Origin of the sequence: Methylobacterium sp. 190mf, assembly GCF_900107945.1 — a bacterium.
Lineage (GTDB): Bacteria > Pseudomonadota > Alphaproteobacteria > Rhizobiales > Beijerinckiaceae > Methylobacterium.
The window spans coordinates 484,243-499,922 of the sequence record NZ_FNVI01000001.1 but is presented as its reverse complement, the minus strand read 5'-3'; the positions used below and the strand labels follow the sequence as shown (position 1 = coordinate 499,922).

At 70.6% G+C, this 15,680-nt stretch carries 19 protein-coding genes; 9 read left to right on the top strand and 10 right to left on the bottom strand.

Annotation, left to right across the window (positions count from 1 at the left end; all coding sequences use genetic code 11):
* Position 1: 1 nt before the first annotated feature.
* Positions 2-1,504: an NAD(P)H-hydrate dehydratase gene (locus C4T42_RS02465; RefSeq protein ID WP_103984683.1), complete on the bottom strand. Its 1,503-nt coding sequence runs from the start codon at positions 1,502-1,504 to the stop codon at positions 2-4.
* A 194-nt stretch (positions 1,505-1,698) separates the two neighbouring features.
* On the opposite strand from C4T42_RS02465, the gene C4T42_RS02460 reads away from it, so the two are divergent.
* Together C4T42_RS02460 and C4T42_RS02455 are read left to right on the top strand one after the other, a co-directional pair.
* Positions 1,699-2,037, top strand: a complete 339-nt coding sequence (locus C4T42_RS02460; RefSeq protein WP_003600526.1) for a P-II family nitrogen regulator — start codon at positions 1,699-1,701, stop codon at positions 2,035-2,037.
* 184 nt (positions 2,038-2,221) lie between these two features.
* Positions 2,222-2,401: a DUF2735 domain-containing protein gene (locus tag C4T42_RS02455; RefSeq protein WP_103984682.1), complete on the top strand. Its 180-nt coding sequence runs from the start codon at positions 2,222-2,224 to the stop codon at positions 2,399-2,401.
* A gap of 267 nt (positions 2,402-2,668) precedes the next feature.
* On the opposite strand, the gene C4T42_RS02450 is transcribed toward C4T42_RS02455, so the two are convergent.
* Complete coding sequence (locus C4T42_RS02450; protein ID WP_012322031.1) at positions 2,669-3,703, bottom strand: glutamine synthetase beta-grasp domain-containing protein; 1,035 nt, start codon at positions 3,701-3,703, stop codon at positions 2,669-2,671.
* 334 nt (positions 3,704-4,037) lie between these two features.
* Between C4T42_RS02450 and glnA the strand changes: the two genes are divergently transcribed.
* A complete protein-coding gene (gene glnA, locus C4T42_RS02445) occupies positions 4,038-5,447 on the top strand; it encodes a type I glutamate--ammonia ligase (RefSeq protein ID WP_012322030.1) in 1,410 nt (469 codons plus the stop codon).
* 218 nt (positions 5,448-5,665) lie between these two features.
* Entirely contained in the window at positions 5,666-6,304 is a 639-nt protein-coding gene (locus C4T42_RS02440) for a VOC family protein (protein ID WP_103984681.1), read from the top strand.
* Positions 6,305-6,468: 164 nt separating this feature from the next.
* Here the strand turns inward: C4T42_RS02440 and C4T42_RS02435 are convergent, their stop codons facing one another.
* Complete coding sequence (locus tag C4T42_RS02435) at positions 6,469-7,092, bottom strand: ribonuclease D (RefSeq protein WP_020090768.1); 624 nt, start codon at positions 7,090-7,092, stop codon at positions 6,469-6,471.
* 99 nt (positions 7,093-7,191) lie between these two features.
* On the opposite strand from C4T42_RS02435, the gene C4T42_RS02430 reads away from it, so the two are divergent.
* Together C4T42_RS02430 and C4T42_RS02425 are read left to right on the top strand one after the other, a co-directional pair.
* A complete protein-coding gene (locus C4T42_RS02430) occupies positions 7,192-7,620 on the top strand; it encodes a cupin domain-containing protein (protein ID WP_020090769.1) in 429 nt (142 codons plus the stop codon).
* Between the two features lie 95 nt (positions 7,621-7,715).
* Complete coding sequence (locus C4T42_RS02425) at positions 7,716-8,942, top strand: glycerophosphodiester phosphodiesterase family protein (RefSeq protein ID WP_103984680.1); 1,227 nt, start codon at positions 7,716-7,718, stop codon at positions 8,940-8,942.
* Positions 8,943-9,162: 220 nt separating this feature from the next.
* Here the strand turns inward: C4T42_RS02425 and C4T42_RS02415 are convergent, their stop codons facing one another.
* The 4 genes from C4T42_RS02415 to C4T42_RS02400 form a co-directional block, all read right to left on the bottom strand.
* The gene (locus tag C4T42_RS02415; RefSeq protein ID WP_020090772.1) at positions 9,163-9,402 is read right to left on the bottom strand and encodes a hypothetical protein; all 240 of its coding nucleotides are present in this window, start codon (positions 9,400-9,402) and stop codon (positions 9,163-9,165) included.
* Between the two features lie 21 nt (positions 9,403-9,423).
* A complete protein-coding gene (locus tag C4T42_RS02410; protein ID WP_020090773.1) occupies positions 9,424-9,837 on the bottom strand; it encodes a hypothetical protein in 414 nt (137 codons plus the stop codon).
* Between the two features lie 506 nt (positions 9,838-10,343).
* Positions 10,344-11,072: an acetoacetyl-CoA reductase gene (phbB, locus tag C4T42_RS02405; protein ID WP_020090774.1), complete on the bottom strand. Its 729-nt coding sequence runs from the start codon at positions 11,070-11,072 to the stop codon at positions 10,344-10,346.
* Positions 11,073-11,186: 114 nt separating this feature from the next.
* Positions 11,187-12,371, bottom strand: coding sequence for an acetyl-CoA C-acetyltransferase (locus C4T42_RS02400; RefSeq protein WP_056531524.1), 1,185 nt, complete (start codon positions 12,369-12,371; stop codon positions 11,187-11,189).
* 325 nt (positions 12,372-12,696) lie between these two features.
* Here C4T42_RS02400 and phaR point away from each other — a divergent pair, with 325 nt between their 5' ends.
* Both phaR and C4T42_RS02390 read left to right on the top strand, forming a co-directional pair.
* Positions 12,697-13,293, top strand: a complete 597-nt coding sequence (gene phaR, locus C4T42_RS02395) for a polyhydroxyalkanoate synthesis repressor PhaR (RefSeq protein ID WP_020090776.1) — start codon at positions 12,697-12,699, stop codon at positions 13,291-13,293.
* Positions 13,294-13,386: 93 nt separating this feature from the next.
* The gene (locus tag C4T42_RS02390; protein WP_020090777.1) at positions 13,387-13,701 is read left to right on the top strand and encodes a hypothetical protein; all 315 of its coding nucleotides are present in this window, start codon (positions 13,387-13,389) and stop codon (positions 13,699-13,701) included.
* A 19-nt stretch (positions 13,702-13,720) separates the two neighbouring features.
* On the opposite strand, the gene rpmF is transcribed toward C4T42_RS02390, so the two are convergent.
* Positions 13,721-13,909: a 50S ribosomal protein L32 gene (gene rpmF / locus C4T42_RS02385; RefSeq protein WP_003601373.1), complete on the bottom strand. Its 189-nt coding sequence runs from the start codon at positions 13,907-13,909 to the stop codon at positions 13,721-13,723.
* Between the two features lie 225 nt (positions 13,910-14,134).
* Between rpmF and C4T42_RS02380 the strand changes: the two genes are divergently transcribed.
* Positions 14,135-14,494, top strand: a complete 360-nt coding sequence (locus C4T42_RS02380; protein WP_020090778.1) for a helix-hairpin-helix domain-containing protein — start codon at positions 14,135-14,137, stop codon at positions 14,492-14,494.
* A gap of 3 nt (positions 14,495-14,497) precedes the next feature.
* Here the strand turns inward: C4T42_RS02380 and C4T42_RS02375 are convergent, their stop codons facing one another.
* A complete protein-coding gene (locus C4T42_RS02375) occupies positions 14,498-15,220 on the bottom strand; it encodes a hypothetical protein (RefSeq protein ID WP_020090779.1) in 723 nt (240 codons plus the stop codon).
* Positions 15,217-15,519, bottom strand: a complete 303-nt coding sequence (locus tag C4T42_RS02370) for a hypothetical protein (protein ID WP_020090780.1) — start codon at positions 15,517-15,519, stop codon at positions 15,217-15,219. Before C4T42_RS02370 ends, C4T42_RS02375 begins: the two co-directional genes overlap by 4 nt.
* Positions 15,520-15,680: the final 161 nt, after the last annotated feature.

The following is a 15,680-nucleotide window of genomic DNA, read 5'->3' as shown; positions in this document are numbered from 1 at the left end:
GTCAGCCCCCGGTCGACGCGACGAGGTCGCGCAGGACCGCCGGCATCAACTCGGGGATGTCCTCGGCGATCAGGCCCGGCCCGTGGCGCAGGCCCGCATCCCCGTGGAGCCAGACGCCGGCCGCGGCGGCCGCGAAGGGCTCCATGCCCTGCGCGAGCAGGCCGGCGATCAGGCCGCCGAGCACGTCCCCGGACCCGGCCGTCCCGAGATAGGGGCTGCCGTGGTCGTTGATGGCCGCACGGCCGTCGGGGGCCGCGATCACCGTGTCGGCCCCCTTGAAGACTACCACGGCACCGGTGAGCGCGGCCGCCGCGCGGGCCCGGGCGACCTTGTCGGCGCCCTCGGCCATCGCGTCCGTCCCGTCGAAGAGCCGCGCGAACTCGCCGGCATGCGGGGTCAGCACGGCCCGCGCGTCCCCGTCGGCGAGATGGGCGGCGAGCAGCGGCGCCTTGCCGGCGAAGCTCGTCAGCGCGTCGGCGTCGAGGACGAGGCCGCGCCCGGCCGCGGCCGCGACGGCCACGCGCTCCCGGGTCGGCTCGCCGGTGCCGAGCCCGGGTCCGGCCAGGATCACGTTCAGCCGCTCGTCGGTGAGCAGGTCGTCGAGGTCGTCGGCGCTCTCGCAGGGCCGCAGCATGATCGCCGTGAGGTGGGCGGCGTTCTCGGGCAGCGCGGCGGTCGGGGACGCGACGGTGACGAGCCCGGCCCCGACCCGCAGGGCGCCGCGGGCGGCGAGCCGGGCGGCGCCGGTCTTGGTGGCCGGCCCGGACAGGACCAGGGCGTGGCCGCGGGTGTACTTGTGGCTCGCGCCGGTGAGGCGCGGGAAGTCCCGGCCCCACAGGTCGGGCCCGTTCCGGTCGAGGGGCGCGCGGGCGGCCAGGCCCGCCTCCAGCGCCGCCGGGCCGGTCCCGATATCGGCGAGGCTGAGCTGGCCGCACAGGCCCCGCCCAGGCTGGAGCAGGTGCCCGGGCTTGAAGGTCACGAAGGTCACGGTCTCCACTGCCCGGATGGCGGCGCCGCGCACCGCGCCGGTATCGCCGTCGACCCCGCTCGGCACGTCGACGGCGAGCACCGGCATCCCGGCCTCGTTCACCGCCTCGACGAGCGCGCGGGCGGCGCCGTCGAGGTCGCGCGACAGGCCGGCGCCGAACAGGGCGTCGATCACGAGGTCGCCGGACGGCAGCGCGCCGCCCTCGGCCGGGTGCACCGGCCCCGTCCAGGCCGCGGCCGCGAGCGCGGCGTCCCCCGTCAGCGCCGACACCGCGCCGAGGCAGAGGAGTTCGACCGCGTAGCCGGCTTCGGCCAGCAGGCGCGCGGCCACGAAGCCGTCGCCGCCGTTGTTGCCCGGCCCGCACAGGACGACGACGCGGCCACCGGCCGGGAGCCTCGCCCGGGCGCGCCCGGCCACAGCGGCCCCGGCCGTCTCCATCAGCGTCAGGCCCGGCACGCCGCCCTCGATTGCCGCGGCATCGACCCGCCTCATTGCCGCAACCGTCAGCAACCGCATATCCGTCTCCGCCTCTGCCCGTGCACCGATCAGCCCTGACTAAAATCGCGCCAGATTCCGGTGAAGCGCTCTAAGGATGTGCGTGCATCGCACAGCAAATAGGCACTATGGTCGGACACGCCGCGAAAACGGCGTGGCGAAGGCGTCACGAGGATGTTAGAAATGCCAGGCACCGCAGCGCAGGCCCGAGCGGCATGAAGAAGATCGAAGCGATCATCAAGCCTTTCAAGCTCGACGAGGTGAAGGAGGCGCTCCAGGAGGTCGGCCTCCAGGGCATCACCGTCATCGAGGCGAAGGGTTTCGGCCGTCAGAAGGGCCACACGGAGCTCTACCGGGGCGCCGAGTACGTGGTCGACTTCCTGCCCAAGGTGAAGCTCGAGATCGTCCTTTCGGACGCCCTGGTCGAGGGCGCCGTGGAGGCGATCCGCAAGTCGGCCCAGACCGGGCGCATCGGCGACGGCAAGATCTTCGTCTCGACGATCGAGGAGGCGATCCGCATCCGCACAGGCGAGACCGGCACGGACGCGATCTGACCCGAGCCCGCCCGCGGTCCAGGACCGCCGGCGGCCGCGCACCGCGCGACACTGCCTAAGATTTCGCACTGCGCGAATGTCCGGCATCGGCGCCTCCGGCCCTGGAGCGCCGCTTCCCGCACCCCACATCATCGGGAACGACCGGCCCGACCGGCCGCTCGAACCGGATGCAGGAGGAAGTGCGATGGCCGCCACGGACCCGCGCGAGACCGCCAAGATCTACGATCTGTCCGCGTTCCGACGCGCGCGCGAGACCGCCCGGGCGGCTCCGGAGGCGAAGCCTTCGCCCGTGCCGAGCTTCGGCGGGGGCGCGTGGTACCACGAGGCCGCCATCCGCGAGGACGAGCGCCCGCGGCGGCCCTGAGGTGGAGGTAATTCGGGAGCGATGGTGCCCCTGCGGCCGTCGAGCGGGCCCGACGGGCTCCCTCACCCGACCCACTCATCCTGACGTGCCCGCGCCAGCGGGCCTCGAGAGGGCGCCCGGCGGTCCGCGCGATCCCTGGAGGCCTCCGTCGAGGCCTGCGCCGCGCTCCAACCCCCAGGACGGGGTAGATCGGAAGCCCGTTACCCCGGAAACGGCGAAGCCGGACCCGAGGGCCCGGCTTCGCATCGTCTGTCGAAGCTCCGCGTCTTACGCGGCTGCAGCGGCCTCGGTCGGCACGGAAGCGATCGTCTTCAGCACCTGCGAGGCGATCTGGTAGGGGTCGCCCTGCGAGTTCGGACGGCGGTCCTCCAGGTAGCCCTTGTAGCCGTTGTTCACGAAGGAGTGCGGCACGCGGATCGAGGCGCCGCGGTCGGCCACGCCGTACGAGAACTCGTGGATCGAGGCGGTCTCGTGCTTGCCGGTCAGGCGCATGTGGTTGTCCGGACCGTAGACGGCGATGTGCTCCTCGCGGGCGTTCTTGAACGCCTCCATGAGCTTCTCGAAGTAGGCCTTGCCGCCGTGCTCGCGCATGAACGCGGTCGAGAAGTTGCAGTGCATGCCCGACCCGTTCCAGTCGGTGTCGCCGAGCGGCTTGCAGTGGTACTCGACGTCGATGCCGTACTTCTCGCAGAGGCGCTGCAGGAGGTAGCGGGCCATCCACATCTCGTCGGCGGCCTTCTTGGAGCCCTTGCCGAAGATCTGGAACTCCCACTGGCCCTTGGCCACCTCGGCGTTGATGCCCTCGTGGTTGATGCCGGCGTCGAGGCAGAGGTCGAGGTGCTCCTCGACGATCTTGCGGGCGACGTCGCCGACGTTCGAATAGCCGACGCCGGTGTAGTACGGGCCCTGCGGCGCCGGGTAGCCGGAGGCCGGGAAGCCGAGCGGGCGGCCGTCCTTGTACAGGAAGTACTCCTGCTCGAAGCCGAACCAGGCGCCGGCATCGTCCAGGATGGTGGCGCGCTTGTTGGACTCGTGCGGGGTCACGCCGTCCGGCATCATCACTTCGCACATCACCAGCACGCCGTTCTTGCGGGCCGGGTCGGGAAAGTGGCGCACGGGCTTCAGCATGCAGTCGGAGCTGCCGCCCTCGGCCTGCTTGGTGGACGAGCCGTCGAAGCCCCACATCGGGAGCTGCTCGAGGGTCGGGAAGCTGTCGAATTCCTTGATCTGCGTCTTACCGCGGAGGTTCGGGGTCGGCGTGTACCCGTCGAGCCATATGTACTCGAGCTTGTATTTGGTCATTCCGGTTCTCTCGTCCGTATCGATGCGCGACCTGGGCAACCCGGGAAGACGCGAACGGCTTGCCGCCTCGTCGACGGCTGCGGCCGCAATTGCATGGATCGTGCCAGCAAGGCCATTGCCGGAGAACAACGGTGCCCTAGAAACGGAGCTGCCGATCACGGTTACGAGATCGGGTGCGCGAATGGGCCGATCGTTTCATCCGTCGGCCGATTCCGCTGCCCGGCGGGTGGCAAGGTACGCCCGCGCCGGATATCAAGCGCCGCTTGCCGGTGCGCGCGACCGCGTGCGGGTGCGCCACGAGAGCCGATTCAGAGATCCCTGGAGGATGCCCACGATGACGACTGCGGCCGAGGTGCTGAAGACGATCCGGGACAACGACGTGCGCTACGTGGACTTCCGGTTCACCGACCCGCGCGGCAAGTGGCAGCACGTCACGTTCGACGTGTCGCTCATCGACGAGGAGATCTTCGACGAGGGCACCATGTTCGACGGCTCCTCGATCGCCGGCTGGAAGGCGATCAACGAGTCCGACATGCTGCTGATGCCGGATCCCGTCACCGCCACGCTGGACCCGTTCTTCTCGGCCGCGACCATGTCGATCGTCTGCGACGTGCTGGAGCCGGCCACCGGCGAGCCCTACGGCCGTGACCCGCGCGGCACCGCCAAGCGCGCCGAGGCCTACCTGCAGCAGACCGGCATCGGCGACACGATCTACGTCGGCCCCGAGGCCGAGTTCTTCGTGTTCGACGACGTGAAGTTCGGCGCCGACCCGTACCGCACGGGCTTCGAGCTCGACTCCACCGAATTGCCGACCAACGGCTTCACCGATTACGAGGGCGGCAACCTCGGCCACCGGGTCCAGACCAAGGGCGGCTACTTCCCGGTGCCGCCGCAGGACTCGGCGCAGGACATGCGCGGCGAGATGCTCGCGGCCATGCAGTCCATGGGCGTGAAGGTCGAGAAGCACCACCACGAGGTGGCCTCGGCCCAACACGAGCTCGGCATGAAGTTCGACACGCTGACCCTGCTCGCCGACCACATGCAGATCTACAAGTACTGCATCCACAACGTCGCGCAGAGCTACGGCAAGTCCGCGACCTTCATGCCCAAGCCCGTCTACGGCGACAACGGCTCGGGCATGCACGTCCACCAGTCGATCTGGAAGGACGGCAAGCCGGTCTTCGCGGGCGACAAGTATGCCGGCCTGTCCCAGGAGTGCCTCTGGTACATCGGCGGCATCATCAAGCACGCCAAGGCGCTGAACGCCTTCACCAACCCGTCGACCAACTCGTACAAGCGCCTGGTGCCGGGCTACGAGGCGCCGGTGCTGCTCGCCTACTCGGCGCGCAACCGCTCGGCCTCCTGCCGCATCCCGTGGACCAAGAGCCCGAAGGCCAAGCGCGTCGAGGTCCGCTTCCCCGACCCGATGGCGAACCCCTACCTCGCCTTCTCGGCGCTGCTGATGGCCGGCCTCGACGGCATCCGCAACAAGATCGACCCGGGCCCGGCCATGGACAAGGATCTCTACGAGCTGCCGCCGCGGGAGCTGAAGAAGATCCCGACCGTGTGCGGGTCGCTCCGGGAGGCCCTGAACAGCCTCGACAAGGACCGGGCCTTCCTCAAGGAGGGCGGCGTGTTCTCGGACGATCAGATCGACTCGTTCATCGAGCTGAAGATGACCGAGGTGCTGCGCTACGAGATGACGCCGCACCCGATCGAGTTCGTGCAGTACTACTCGCTGTGAGGTGAGAGCCGGCCGGGCACGAGGCCCGGCCCGGCACGCACTTCCGGGCCGGGGCCTCTCGCGGGGCCCCGGCCTTTTTCTTGGGGACGCTCAGACGTTACCCCTCGCCGCCTCACCCGAGGCAGCCCGTGAGCGCCGAGACCGGGTCGGGACCGGTGCGGTCCCGGGCATGCCCGGCGGCCGGCTGCATAGGTGCCCGCGCACACGGAGCCCGAACGATGCTCACCCTCGACCACCTCGTCGTCGTCGCGCCCGACCTCGCGGAGGGCGTGGCCCATGTGCGGGACTGCCTCGGCCTCGCCATGCCCGAGGGCGGTCGCCACCGCGAGATGGGCACGCGCAACCACCTGCTGCGCCTCGGCGACGCCCTGTTCCTGGAGGTGATCGCCGTCGATCCGGAGGCGCCGCCGCCGTCGGGCGCCCGCTGGTTCGGCCTCGGCGACGCGGCGCGGGTGCGGGCCGACTGGGATTCGGGCCGGCGACTGCGCGGCTTCGTCGCCCGCGCGGACGATCTCGACGGCCTCCTCGCCGCGCACGGCGCGCTCCTGGGCGCGGCGGCGACGATGACCCGGGGCGACCTGTCCTGGCGCTTCGCGGTGCCCCCGGGCGGGGCGTGGCCGGCGGACGGGGCCGCGCCCTGCGCGATGGCGTGGGGACCGCGCGGCAATCCCGCCGCGACGATGCCGGATCCCGGCGCCGGTCTGGAGGCGCTCGTCCTGACGGATCCGGATCCCGCCGCCGTCGCGGGGCTTCACGCGGCGCTGGGCCTCGACGTTCCACCGCAGATTGTGTCCGGCCCGGGCCCGCGCTGGACTGCCCGGATCAGCACGCCGTCGGGCCCGCGGACCCTGACCTGAGGGCGACGGACCCTCCTCGCCGGCCTGATCGGGTGGGCGACCGGCGAGGAGGGCCTGGCCGGGACTCGGAAGCCCAGGCAGCCACAACCTACCAGCGACTTATCGCGGTGCGGTGACAGGAAAGTCTCACTCCGCACAGGAAGTGTGCAGGCCCCGCCGGACGATTAGGTGTGCGCGAAGATGTCGGTCTCGGGCCAGCCGTCGAGGTCGAGGCGCGCCCGCGTCGGCAGGAAGCCGAAGCAGGCGGACGCGAGGTCGGTGCGACCCTCCCGGGCCAGCATCGCGTCGAGCCGCTCCCGGGCCGCGTGGAGGTGGAGGACGTCCGAGGCCGCGTAGTCGAGCTGGGCCTGCGACAGGGTCTCGGCGCCCCAGTCCGAGGATTGCTGCTGCTTCGACAGGTCGACGCCGACCAGCTCGCGGACCACGTCCTTCAGCCCGTGGCGATCCGTGTAGGTGCGCGCGAGCTTCGAGGCGATCTTGGTGCAGTAGACCGGGCTCGGCATGACGCCGAGGGCCCTGTACAGGACCGCCACGTCAAACCGCGCGAAGTGGAAGATCTTCAGGATGCCGGGATCGGCCAGGACCCGCTTGAGCACGACCGGCTCCGGCCCGTCCTGCGGGATCTGCACCACGTCGGCCGTGCCGTCGCCGGTGGAGAGCTGCACCACGCAGAGGCGGTCCCGATGCGGGTTGAGACCGAGCGTCTCGGTGTCGATGGCCACCGCCCGCCCCGCGTCGTAGGTGGCGGGCAGGTCGCCGCGGTGGAGACGTACGGTCGGGCTCGGCATCGTTCTCGGACCTTGCGGGGTTTTCGGCCGGTAGCATCGGTGCCAAGTGCCGGCAAGCCGCGGACGATCCGCGCGGCCGGGACCGACAGGGAGCTGGACATGACGGCAGCCGAGGTGATCGCGACCCTGGGATTGAAGCCCCATCCGGAGGGCGGCCATTACCGCGAGACGTTCCGCGATCCACGGACCGTCGACGGCCGTTCGGTCGGCACCGCGATCTACTTCCTGCTCGACCTCGGCGAGGTCTCAGCGTGGCACCGGGTCGACGCCACCGAGATCTGGCACTGGCACGCCGGCGCGCCGCTGGTGATCACCACGAGCCCCAACGGGCACGACGCCGAGGCCCGGCATCTCGGGCCGGACCTCGCCGCCGGGCAGCGCCCGCAATGCGTCGTGCCGGCCGGCCACTGGCAGACCGCCACCAGCCTGGGCGCCTGGACGCTCGTCGGCTGCACGGTCTCGCCGGGCTTCGACTTCGCCGGCTTCGAGATGGCGCCGCCCGACTGGCGGCCGACGCCGCGCGGATGATCCGCCGCTATCATGGCGGCGGCGCGCCGGGGCGTGCGGGGTCACGCCCCTGTCACCGTCCCCCTCTACCGGCGGCCTGAAACGGGAGGTTCGCGATGCGTGCGATCATATTGGGGCTGGGGCTGCTTCTGGGAGCGGGCCCCGCGCTCGCTGGCGAGGCCGCCCAGCTCGGCCCCCGGCCCTTCTATCTCGTCGACCAGCTAAAGCCCGGCCCGCTCAAGGACAGGCTCGCCGCCTGCGGCGTCGACCGGACCTACACGCCCCGGACCTTCTCGATCTCGCACCGCGGCGCGCCGCTGATGTTCCCCGAACACACCCGGGAGGGCCTGCTCGCCGCGTACCGGATGGGCGCCGGGATCATCGAGTGCGACGTGGCCTTCACCAAGGACCGCCAGCTCGTCTGCCGCCACAGCCAGTGCGACCTGCACACGACCACCGACATCCTCGCCCGGCCCGAGCTCGCGGCGAAGTGCACGCAGGGCTTCACGCCGGCCGACCCGGCCACCGGGCGGAAGGCCTCGGCCAAGTGCTGCACCAGCGACCTGACGCTGGACGAATTCAAGTCGCTGAACGGGAAGATGGACGCGTCCGACCCGGACGCCACCACGGTGGCGGCCTACATGAACGCCACGCCGCGCTGGCGCACCGACCTCTACGCTGGCACCGGCACGCTGATGTCGCACAAGGAGTACATCGCCCTGGTGAAGGGGATGGGGCGGAAATTCACCCCCGAGCTGAAGGCGCCCCAGGTCCCGATGCCGTTCCAGGGCACCTACACGCAGGACATGTATGCCCAGCAGCTGGTCGACGAGTACCGGGAGGCCGGGATCCCGGCCTCCGACGTCTACCCGCAGAGCTTCCAGCTCCGCGACATCCTCTACTGGTTGGAGAAGGATCCGGAATTCGGCCGCCAGGCGATCTTCCTCGACGACCGGGACGAGACCGCGAAGGGCTTCGACCCGGAGAAGCCCGCCACGTGGCAGCCCGGCATGGCCGAGCTCGCCCGGAAGGGCGTGAAGATCCTGGCGCCGCCGCTGTGGATGCTGGTCCGGCCGGGCCCGGACGGGACGATCGAGCCCTCGACCTACGCCCGGGAGGCCAAGGCGGCCGGGCTGGGGCTGATCGCGTGGTCGCTGGAGCGCTCGGGCCCCCTGAAGGGCGGCGGCGGGTACTATTACCAGTCGATCAAGCCGGTGGTCACCGGCGACGGCGACATCCTGCGGCTGCTCGACGTCCTGCACGGACAGGTCGGCGTGCTGGGGGTCTTCTCCGACTGGCCCGCGACCACGACCTTCTACGCCAACTGCGTCGGCGCTCCTTAGCGCCGCCGCTCAGTCGGCCCAGAGGGCCACGAGGGAGAAGAGGCCGGCCATCACGAAGTTCACGATCAGGAAGCCGGTGATGATGAGGGCGAGCGTCATGGTGGCCTCGGAGGCGGCGCGGTCTGGGGGATGGGTGCGCGGCGCGGCCAGGTCTTCGTGGACCTGCGCCGCCCGCCGATGAGCCCCGCGGCGCGACCGCGGGGGCATGCGTGGTGTCCGTCTAGTACGGGCTCAGCACGTAGAGGAGGTTGGACAGGTACTCGCCGTTCAGCGGCTTCCAGCCGAGCCGCCGCCGGATCAGGCCGTACCCCGCGCAGGTCAGCGCGGCGGAGCCGAGAACGGCCAGCGTGAACCACACGAGGCTGGCGGTCGCGAACCCGACGGCGATGCCGATCAGGGCCACGGTCACGAAGATGATCCGGCTCGGGTTGCGCGGGCCGCGCGTCGTCACGTCAGACATGGGAACCTCCCTCGATCCGGATCAGCGGGCGCGGCAGTTCGGGCCGTACCAAGTCATGGTCCGGCGATCCATGCCGCCGTCCGAGGAGGCGCCGCAGACGGGGAACCGCGCGTCGCCGGTGCGCTGCAGGCTCATGACCTTGTAGAGGTCCTGCTGGGCCTCGCGGCGGCGGTTCTGCTCGGCGAGCTGCGCCTGCCAGTACAGGTTGCTGTTGGTCTGGGCGACGGCGCGCTGCTGGTGGAGCCCCATCATGCACTCGGCGAAGCCGTCGGTGCCGGGCTCGAAGCCGAAGGCGTAGCACTGGTTCTGATCCAGCGCGTGGCGCTCCTGCGGGGTGACGCAGGCCGCCAGCCCCAGGGCACAGGCCGCCGCGAGCCCGAGCTTCGCGATTGCGGGCAGCGCGGGGCGGCGGGCCGCGGAGCGGTCGTCACGCATCGCGGTCGTGCGGGAAGAACAATTCTGGCTCGCGCCGATAAACTGAACGCCGAATTTACCGTGAAACCAGTTGTTCATGATCCTCGAAACCTCGATTTCTATCGGCAGGACCATCCGTGAGCCGATGGAAGGAGGTCTATACGAGGCCGTTCGAATTGTTCGTGTCTCAGAACACGCGGGCCGGAGGCTCGATCGCTGCCCGCAATGCCCGTTATCCCGCCCGACGCGCGATTCCGCACGCGGGGAAGGACTTTCGTCACGCTTGATGGGTCGGATGGTCCGGGCTCGCGACCACGGCCGGCGGCGCGCGCGGCGCGTGGGCCGAACCGGCGCGGCCCGGGACGGTCGCCGGCAGGTGGGGCCGGCGCGGGGAGCGCCGTCGTCGGGCTCGGCCGCGCGGAGTGTCGGAAGGAACGCTCACCGGACGGAGAGTTGCGCGTCCGGCGCGGTGGGGCGGCTCGCCCACAGGGCGGGCGCGCCGGGTCGAACCGGCGCGCCCGCGGCGATCAGACGAAGTGCTGGCCGCCGTTGATGGTCAGCGTCGAGCCGTTCACGAAGCCGGCCTCGTCGCTCGCCAGATACTCGACCGCGTGGGCGATCTCGTCGGCCTCGCCGAGGCGGCCGGTCGGGATCGTGGAGATGATCTTATTGCGGATATCCTCCGCCACCGCCATCACCATCTCGGTGGCGATGTAGCCCGGCGCCACCACGTTGACCGTGATGCCCTTCGAGGCGCTCTCCTGCGCGAGCGCCTTGGCGAAGCCGATCACACCGGCCTTGGCGGCCGAGTAGTTGGTCTGCCCGGCCTGGCCCTTCTGGCCGTTAATCGACGAGATGATGATGATGCGGCCGAAGTTGCGGCTGCGCATGCCCTCGATCAGCGGACGGGTGCAGGTGAACATCGAGTCGAGGTTGGTCTTGATGACCGCCTGCCACTTCTCGAACGTCATCTTGTGGAAGGCACCGTCCCGGGTGATGCCGGCGTTGTTCACCAGGATGTCCACCGGGCCGAGCTCGGCCTCGATCGCCTTGATGCCGGCCTCGCAGCTCGCGAGATCGCCCACGTCGAACTTGAAGACGGGGATGCCGGTCTCGGCCTTGAAGGCGTTGGCCGCCTCGTCGTTGCCGGCGTAGTTGGCGGCGACCTTGTAGCCCTTGTCCTTGAGCCGCTTCGAGATCGCCGCGCCGATGCCGCGGGTGCCGCCCGTCACGAGGGCGACGCGTCCTTGAGCCATTGTTTCCTCCTGTTCGCATCACTTGATGCCGCGTGCGGATGGCGTCCGCACGCGATTTTTTCTGACTTCGGCCTTAAGTCTATGTTGTGGGCCGATACTGTCGTGACAGACCGATCAGGTCCGCTCGACGCACATCGCCACGCCCATGCCGCCGCCGATGCAGAGCGTAGCGAGGCCCTTCTTGGCGTCGCGGCGCTTCATCTCGTGCAGCAGGGTGACGAGGACGCGGGCGCCCGAGGCACCGATCGGGTGGCCGATGGCGATGGCGCCGCCGTTGACGTTCACCTTCGCGTCGTCCCAGCCCATGTCCTTGTTCACGGCCAGCGCCTGGGCCGCGAAGGCCTCGTTGGCCTCGATCAGGTCGAGGTCGGACGGCTTCCAGCCGGCCTTCTCCAGGGCCTTGCGCGAGGCCGGGATCGGGCCGGTGCCCATGACCTTCGGGTCGACGCCCGCGGTCGCCCAGGACTTGATCCGGGCGAGCGGGGTCAGGCCGCGGCGCTCGGCCTCCGAGGCCGACATCAGCACCAGGGCGGCGGCGCCGTCGTTGAGGCCCGAGGCGTTGGCGGCCGTGACGGTGCCGTCCTTGGTGAAGGCCGGCTTCAGCTTGCCCATCGCCTCCAGGGTGGCGCCGTCGCGGATGTACTCGTCGGTGTCGACGACCGTGTCGCCCTTCTTCCCCGGCACCGTGACGGGGACGATCTCGTCCTTGAACCGGCCCTCCTTGCGGGCGGCCTCGGCCTTGTTCTGCGAGCGGGTCGCGAACTGGTCCTGCTGCTCGCGGGTGAGCTGGAAGGCCTGGGCGACGTTCTCGGCGGTCTGGCCCATGTGGTAGCCGTTGAAGGCGTCCCAGAGCCCGTCCTTGATCATCGTGTCGACGAGCTTCACGTCGCCCATCTTCTGGCCGCCGCGCAGGTACTGCGCGTGGGGCGACAGCGACATCGATTCCTGGCCGCCGGCCACGATGACCTTGGCGTCGCCGTTGGCGATCTGCTGCATGCCGATCGCGACCGTGCGCAGGCCCGAGCCGCAGACCTGGTTGAGGCCCCAGGCGGTGGCCTTCTCGGGGATGCCGGCCTTGATGGCCGCCTGCCGGGCGGGGTTCTGGCCGGCGCCCGCGGTGAGGACCTGGCCGAAGATCACCTCGTCCACCTCGTCGGGCGAGACCTTGGCGCGCTCCAGGGCGGCCTTGATCGCCGTCGCGCCGAGCTCGTGGGCCGGCACCGCCCCGAAGGCGCCGCCGAACGAGCCGACCGGCGTGCGCGCCGCCCCGACGATGACGATCTCTTCGCTGCCTGCCATGTGAACGTTCTCCTCTCGCGAGCCGGCGCGCCTTCCACGTCCCGGGGCGCGCTCTGTGCCGGCCCTGGGATGAAGGGCCTGAGGTGGGCGAAGTCAAGGTTGTGGATCAACGCGCCAAACGCGCCGATGACGCGACCGCGAGACTGAAATGGCGCGACCGTCCCGCCCGCTCTGCATTATTCTGCGTTGAACAGCTGCAGTTTGCTGTTTTCTGCGCCCGGGGAAGGCTTTAAGGATCGTGTTGCGGGCGCGAAGACAGCCCCCGTCAGACAGCACCGCGCGTCTGCAACGCCCCCCGGTCCCGAGTCCAGAAAGGCCGTTCCCGATGGCGGATACCGTCAAGGCCACCCAGACCGTCATCAAGAAGTACGCCAACCGGCGCCTCTATCACACCGGCACCTCGACGTACGTGACGCTGGAGGACCTCGCCACGATGGTGCAGAACGGCGAGGATTTCGTCGTCTACGACGCGCGCACGGGCGACGACATCACGCGCTCGGTCCTGACGCAGATCATCTTCGAGCAGGAGAACAAGGCCGGCGCCGAGAACCTGCTCCCGGTGGCGTTCCTGCGCCAGCTGATCCGCTTCTACGGCGACAGCATGCGCACGATGGTGCCGAGCTTCCTCGAGTTCTCGATGGCGAACTTCGCCAAGGACCAGGACGGCCTGCGCGAGAAATTCGCCCAGAGCTTCGGCCCGGCGGCGTTCCAGAACGCCATCGAGCAGCAGGTGCGCACCAACATGAACTTCTTCGGCGATGCCATGAAGATGTTCACGGGCTTCGCCCCGCCCGCGCCGGGAGCCCAGCCGACCGCGCCGGCCGCGACTCAGCCCACATCCTACGGGGGCGGCGAGCTGGACGATCTCAAGCGCCAGATGCTGGAGATGCAGCAGCGCCTGGAGGCGCTCGCGAAAAAGTAATTCGGCCGGACCGACCGGACGAAGGGTTGACGATCGGTAAACGTCGGCCCCACCTTTGCGACACGGGCACGGAAACGTGCGGAGAATGTGCGCATGGTGCGTATCGGAACAGTCAGCCGTCTCGGCCCGACACAGGTCCGCTCCACCCGGCGCGCGCCGGTCCCGGACGCGGACGCCTCCCCCGAGGCGGCGCGGACGGAGGTCCAGGCGCTCGCCCTGATCGACGGGGGCCGGTCCGATGAGCCGCCCGCCCCCCGGACAGCGGAACGCACGGCCGCGGGGAGACCCCGCGCCGGCTTCATCGCGCAATTGCTGACGGCGGGCGATCCGACGCTGCTGCCGTCGCGCCTGGAACGGACCCGGATGGCCGCCGCGCGCTACGCGGAGGCCGCGCGGCGCCTCGCCTGAGGCGCCGCCTTCGCGAGGCTCAGGCCTCGGCCGACTTCACCTTCAGGACCTGACGGCCGCGGTACATGCCGGTCTTCAGGTCGATGTGGTGCGGACGGCGCAGCTCGCCGGAATCCTTGTCCTCGACGTAGGTCGGCGCCTTGAGGGCGTCGGCCGAGCGGCGCATGCCGCGGCGGGAGGGGGAGGTCTTTCGCTTCGGAACGGCCATGGCTGGATCCTTCGTGACGCCGCGGACAAAGCGGCGCGCGGGCGGCTCCTCGATCGAGGATCGCCACGCACACCGCGGGATACGGATGAGGCCGGGCTTATAGCTCCGGCGCCGGCCCGTGACTAGGGGTGCCGGACCACAACCGTTAAGGGCGGGTTCAAGCGGAGCGGCGCAGATCTGGCCGGACGGCACCGCGGTGCGGGCCGCGCCTCTCGGGAGAACGCCATGGCTTCCTCCACCAAGACCCTCGCCCTCCTCGCCCTCCTGTCGAGCCTCGTCGCGGCCCCAGCCCTGGCGCAGGCGCCGCAGGCGCCGACGACCGCGGCACCGACGGCCCCCGCGAAGCCCGCCGCCCCGAGCGCGCCCGTCGCCGGATCGCCGAACGCCGCCAAGGGGGCGCTGATCGATCTCAACAGCGCCAGCACCGAGGAGCTCGACGCGCTGCCCGGCATCGGCGCGGCGCGCGCGGCCGCGATCATCAAGGAACGGCCGTATCGCGGGAAGGACGATCTCGTCTCCAAGAAGATCATCCCGCAGAACGTCTACGACGGCATCAAGGACAAGGTCATCGCCAAGCAGAAGTAGCCGCTACTCCGCGATCGCCCCCTGAGGCATGGAGAAGCCGGGGGGCGTCTTCGGGGCCGCCGCCTTCGGTGCCGCCTGGCGGGGCGCCTTCTTGCGGGCCTCGGCCTTCGGCACCTTCGGCGCCTTGACGGCGGGCGCCGCCTCGCAGGCGCGGAAGGTCAGCTGCGCCAGGGGCGTCCCCTCCTCGCTGACGATCGCGATCGGATCGGGGAAGGTCGGCAGCGTCGGCTCCCAGTGGATCGAACCGCCCAGCATCGCCTCGATACCCGACGCGGCGCCGCCGCGCCGCAGCGTCGTGAAATCGGGCCCGTAGGCCGTGGCGACCTTTCCGGCGATCACCACCTGGAGAACCTCGTTCACCTCGGTCGTCAGCGGCCTGAGCGGGTTCGTCGTGCGGACCTGCCCGGCCCGCGTGATCACCATTTTGAACCCCTTGGCGCTCTCGAAGCGGGCCGCCTGCGTCCCGCAGGGCTGCTCGAGGGTCGGGCCGGCGGCGGGCGTGGGGCTCGCCGCCTGAGGGGCGGCTTCACCTGGCGGCGGCGTCGCGGCGGGCGCGGCCGGTGCAGGCGCGACTTGCGCAGGCGAAGCCTGGGGAGGCGCGGCCTGCGCCGGAATGGCCGCCGCGGCCGGCTTACCGGCGGGCGCGGCCGTAACGCCCGTCATCGTCGACAGGCAGAGAGGGCCGGCGAGCAGCAGCCCGGCCGCCCCGCGCGCGCACAGCTTCATCGCCCAGCTCCCGGCGGGTCCCGGCGGAGCGGCACGTCGCGCTGCGTCCGGTCGAGGGCGCGGATCGGCTCCAACTCGATCGCGTCCAGATCGAGCACCCGCGGGTCGAGCACCTGGGCGCTGCGGTCGATCGGGCTCTTGCGCGGTCCGACCGAGCCGATGACGAGGTCCTCGTCCTCGATGTCGAGTTCGGAACCCATGCGCAGGGGCTCGCGCCGGCCGCGCGCCGCCATCGCGGCCACGGCGACAATGGCGACAGCGATGACCAGAATAGCCAGGATGATGAACAGGCGCTCCATCAGGAGGTCAGCTCTAGCCTGCGGTTCAGGCCGCCGCCACCCCATCCCATCGTCGATATCGCCCCGCCGCGTCGCGGTTGTGTGTCCCCTCACGTCCAACGTCACATCCTCGGTCAGTAGCCGGTCAGTCCCGGGTCACGTGCGGAACGCTCCTTGCGTGG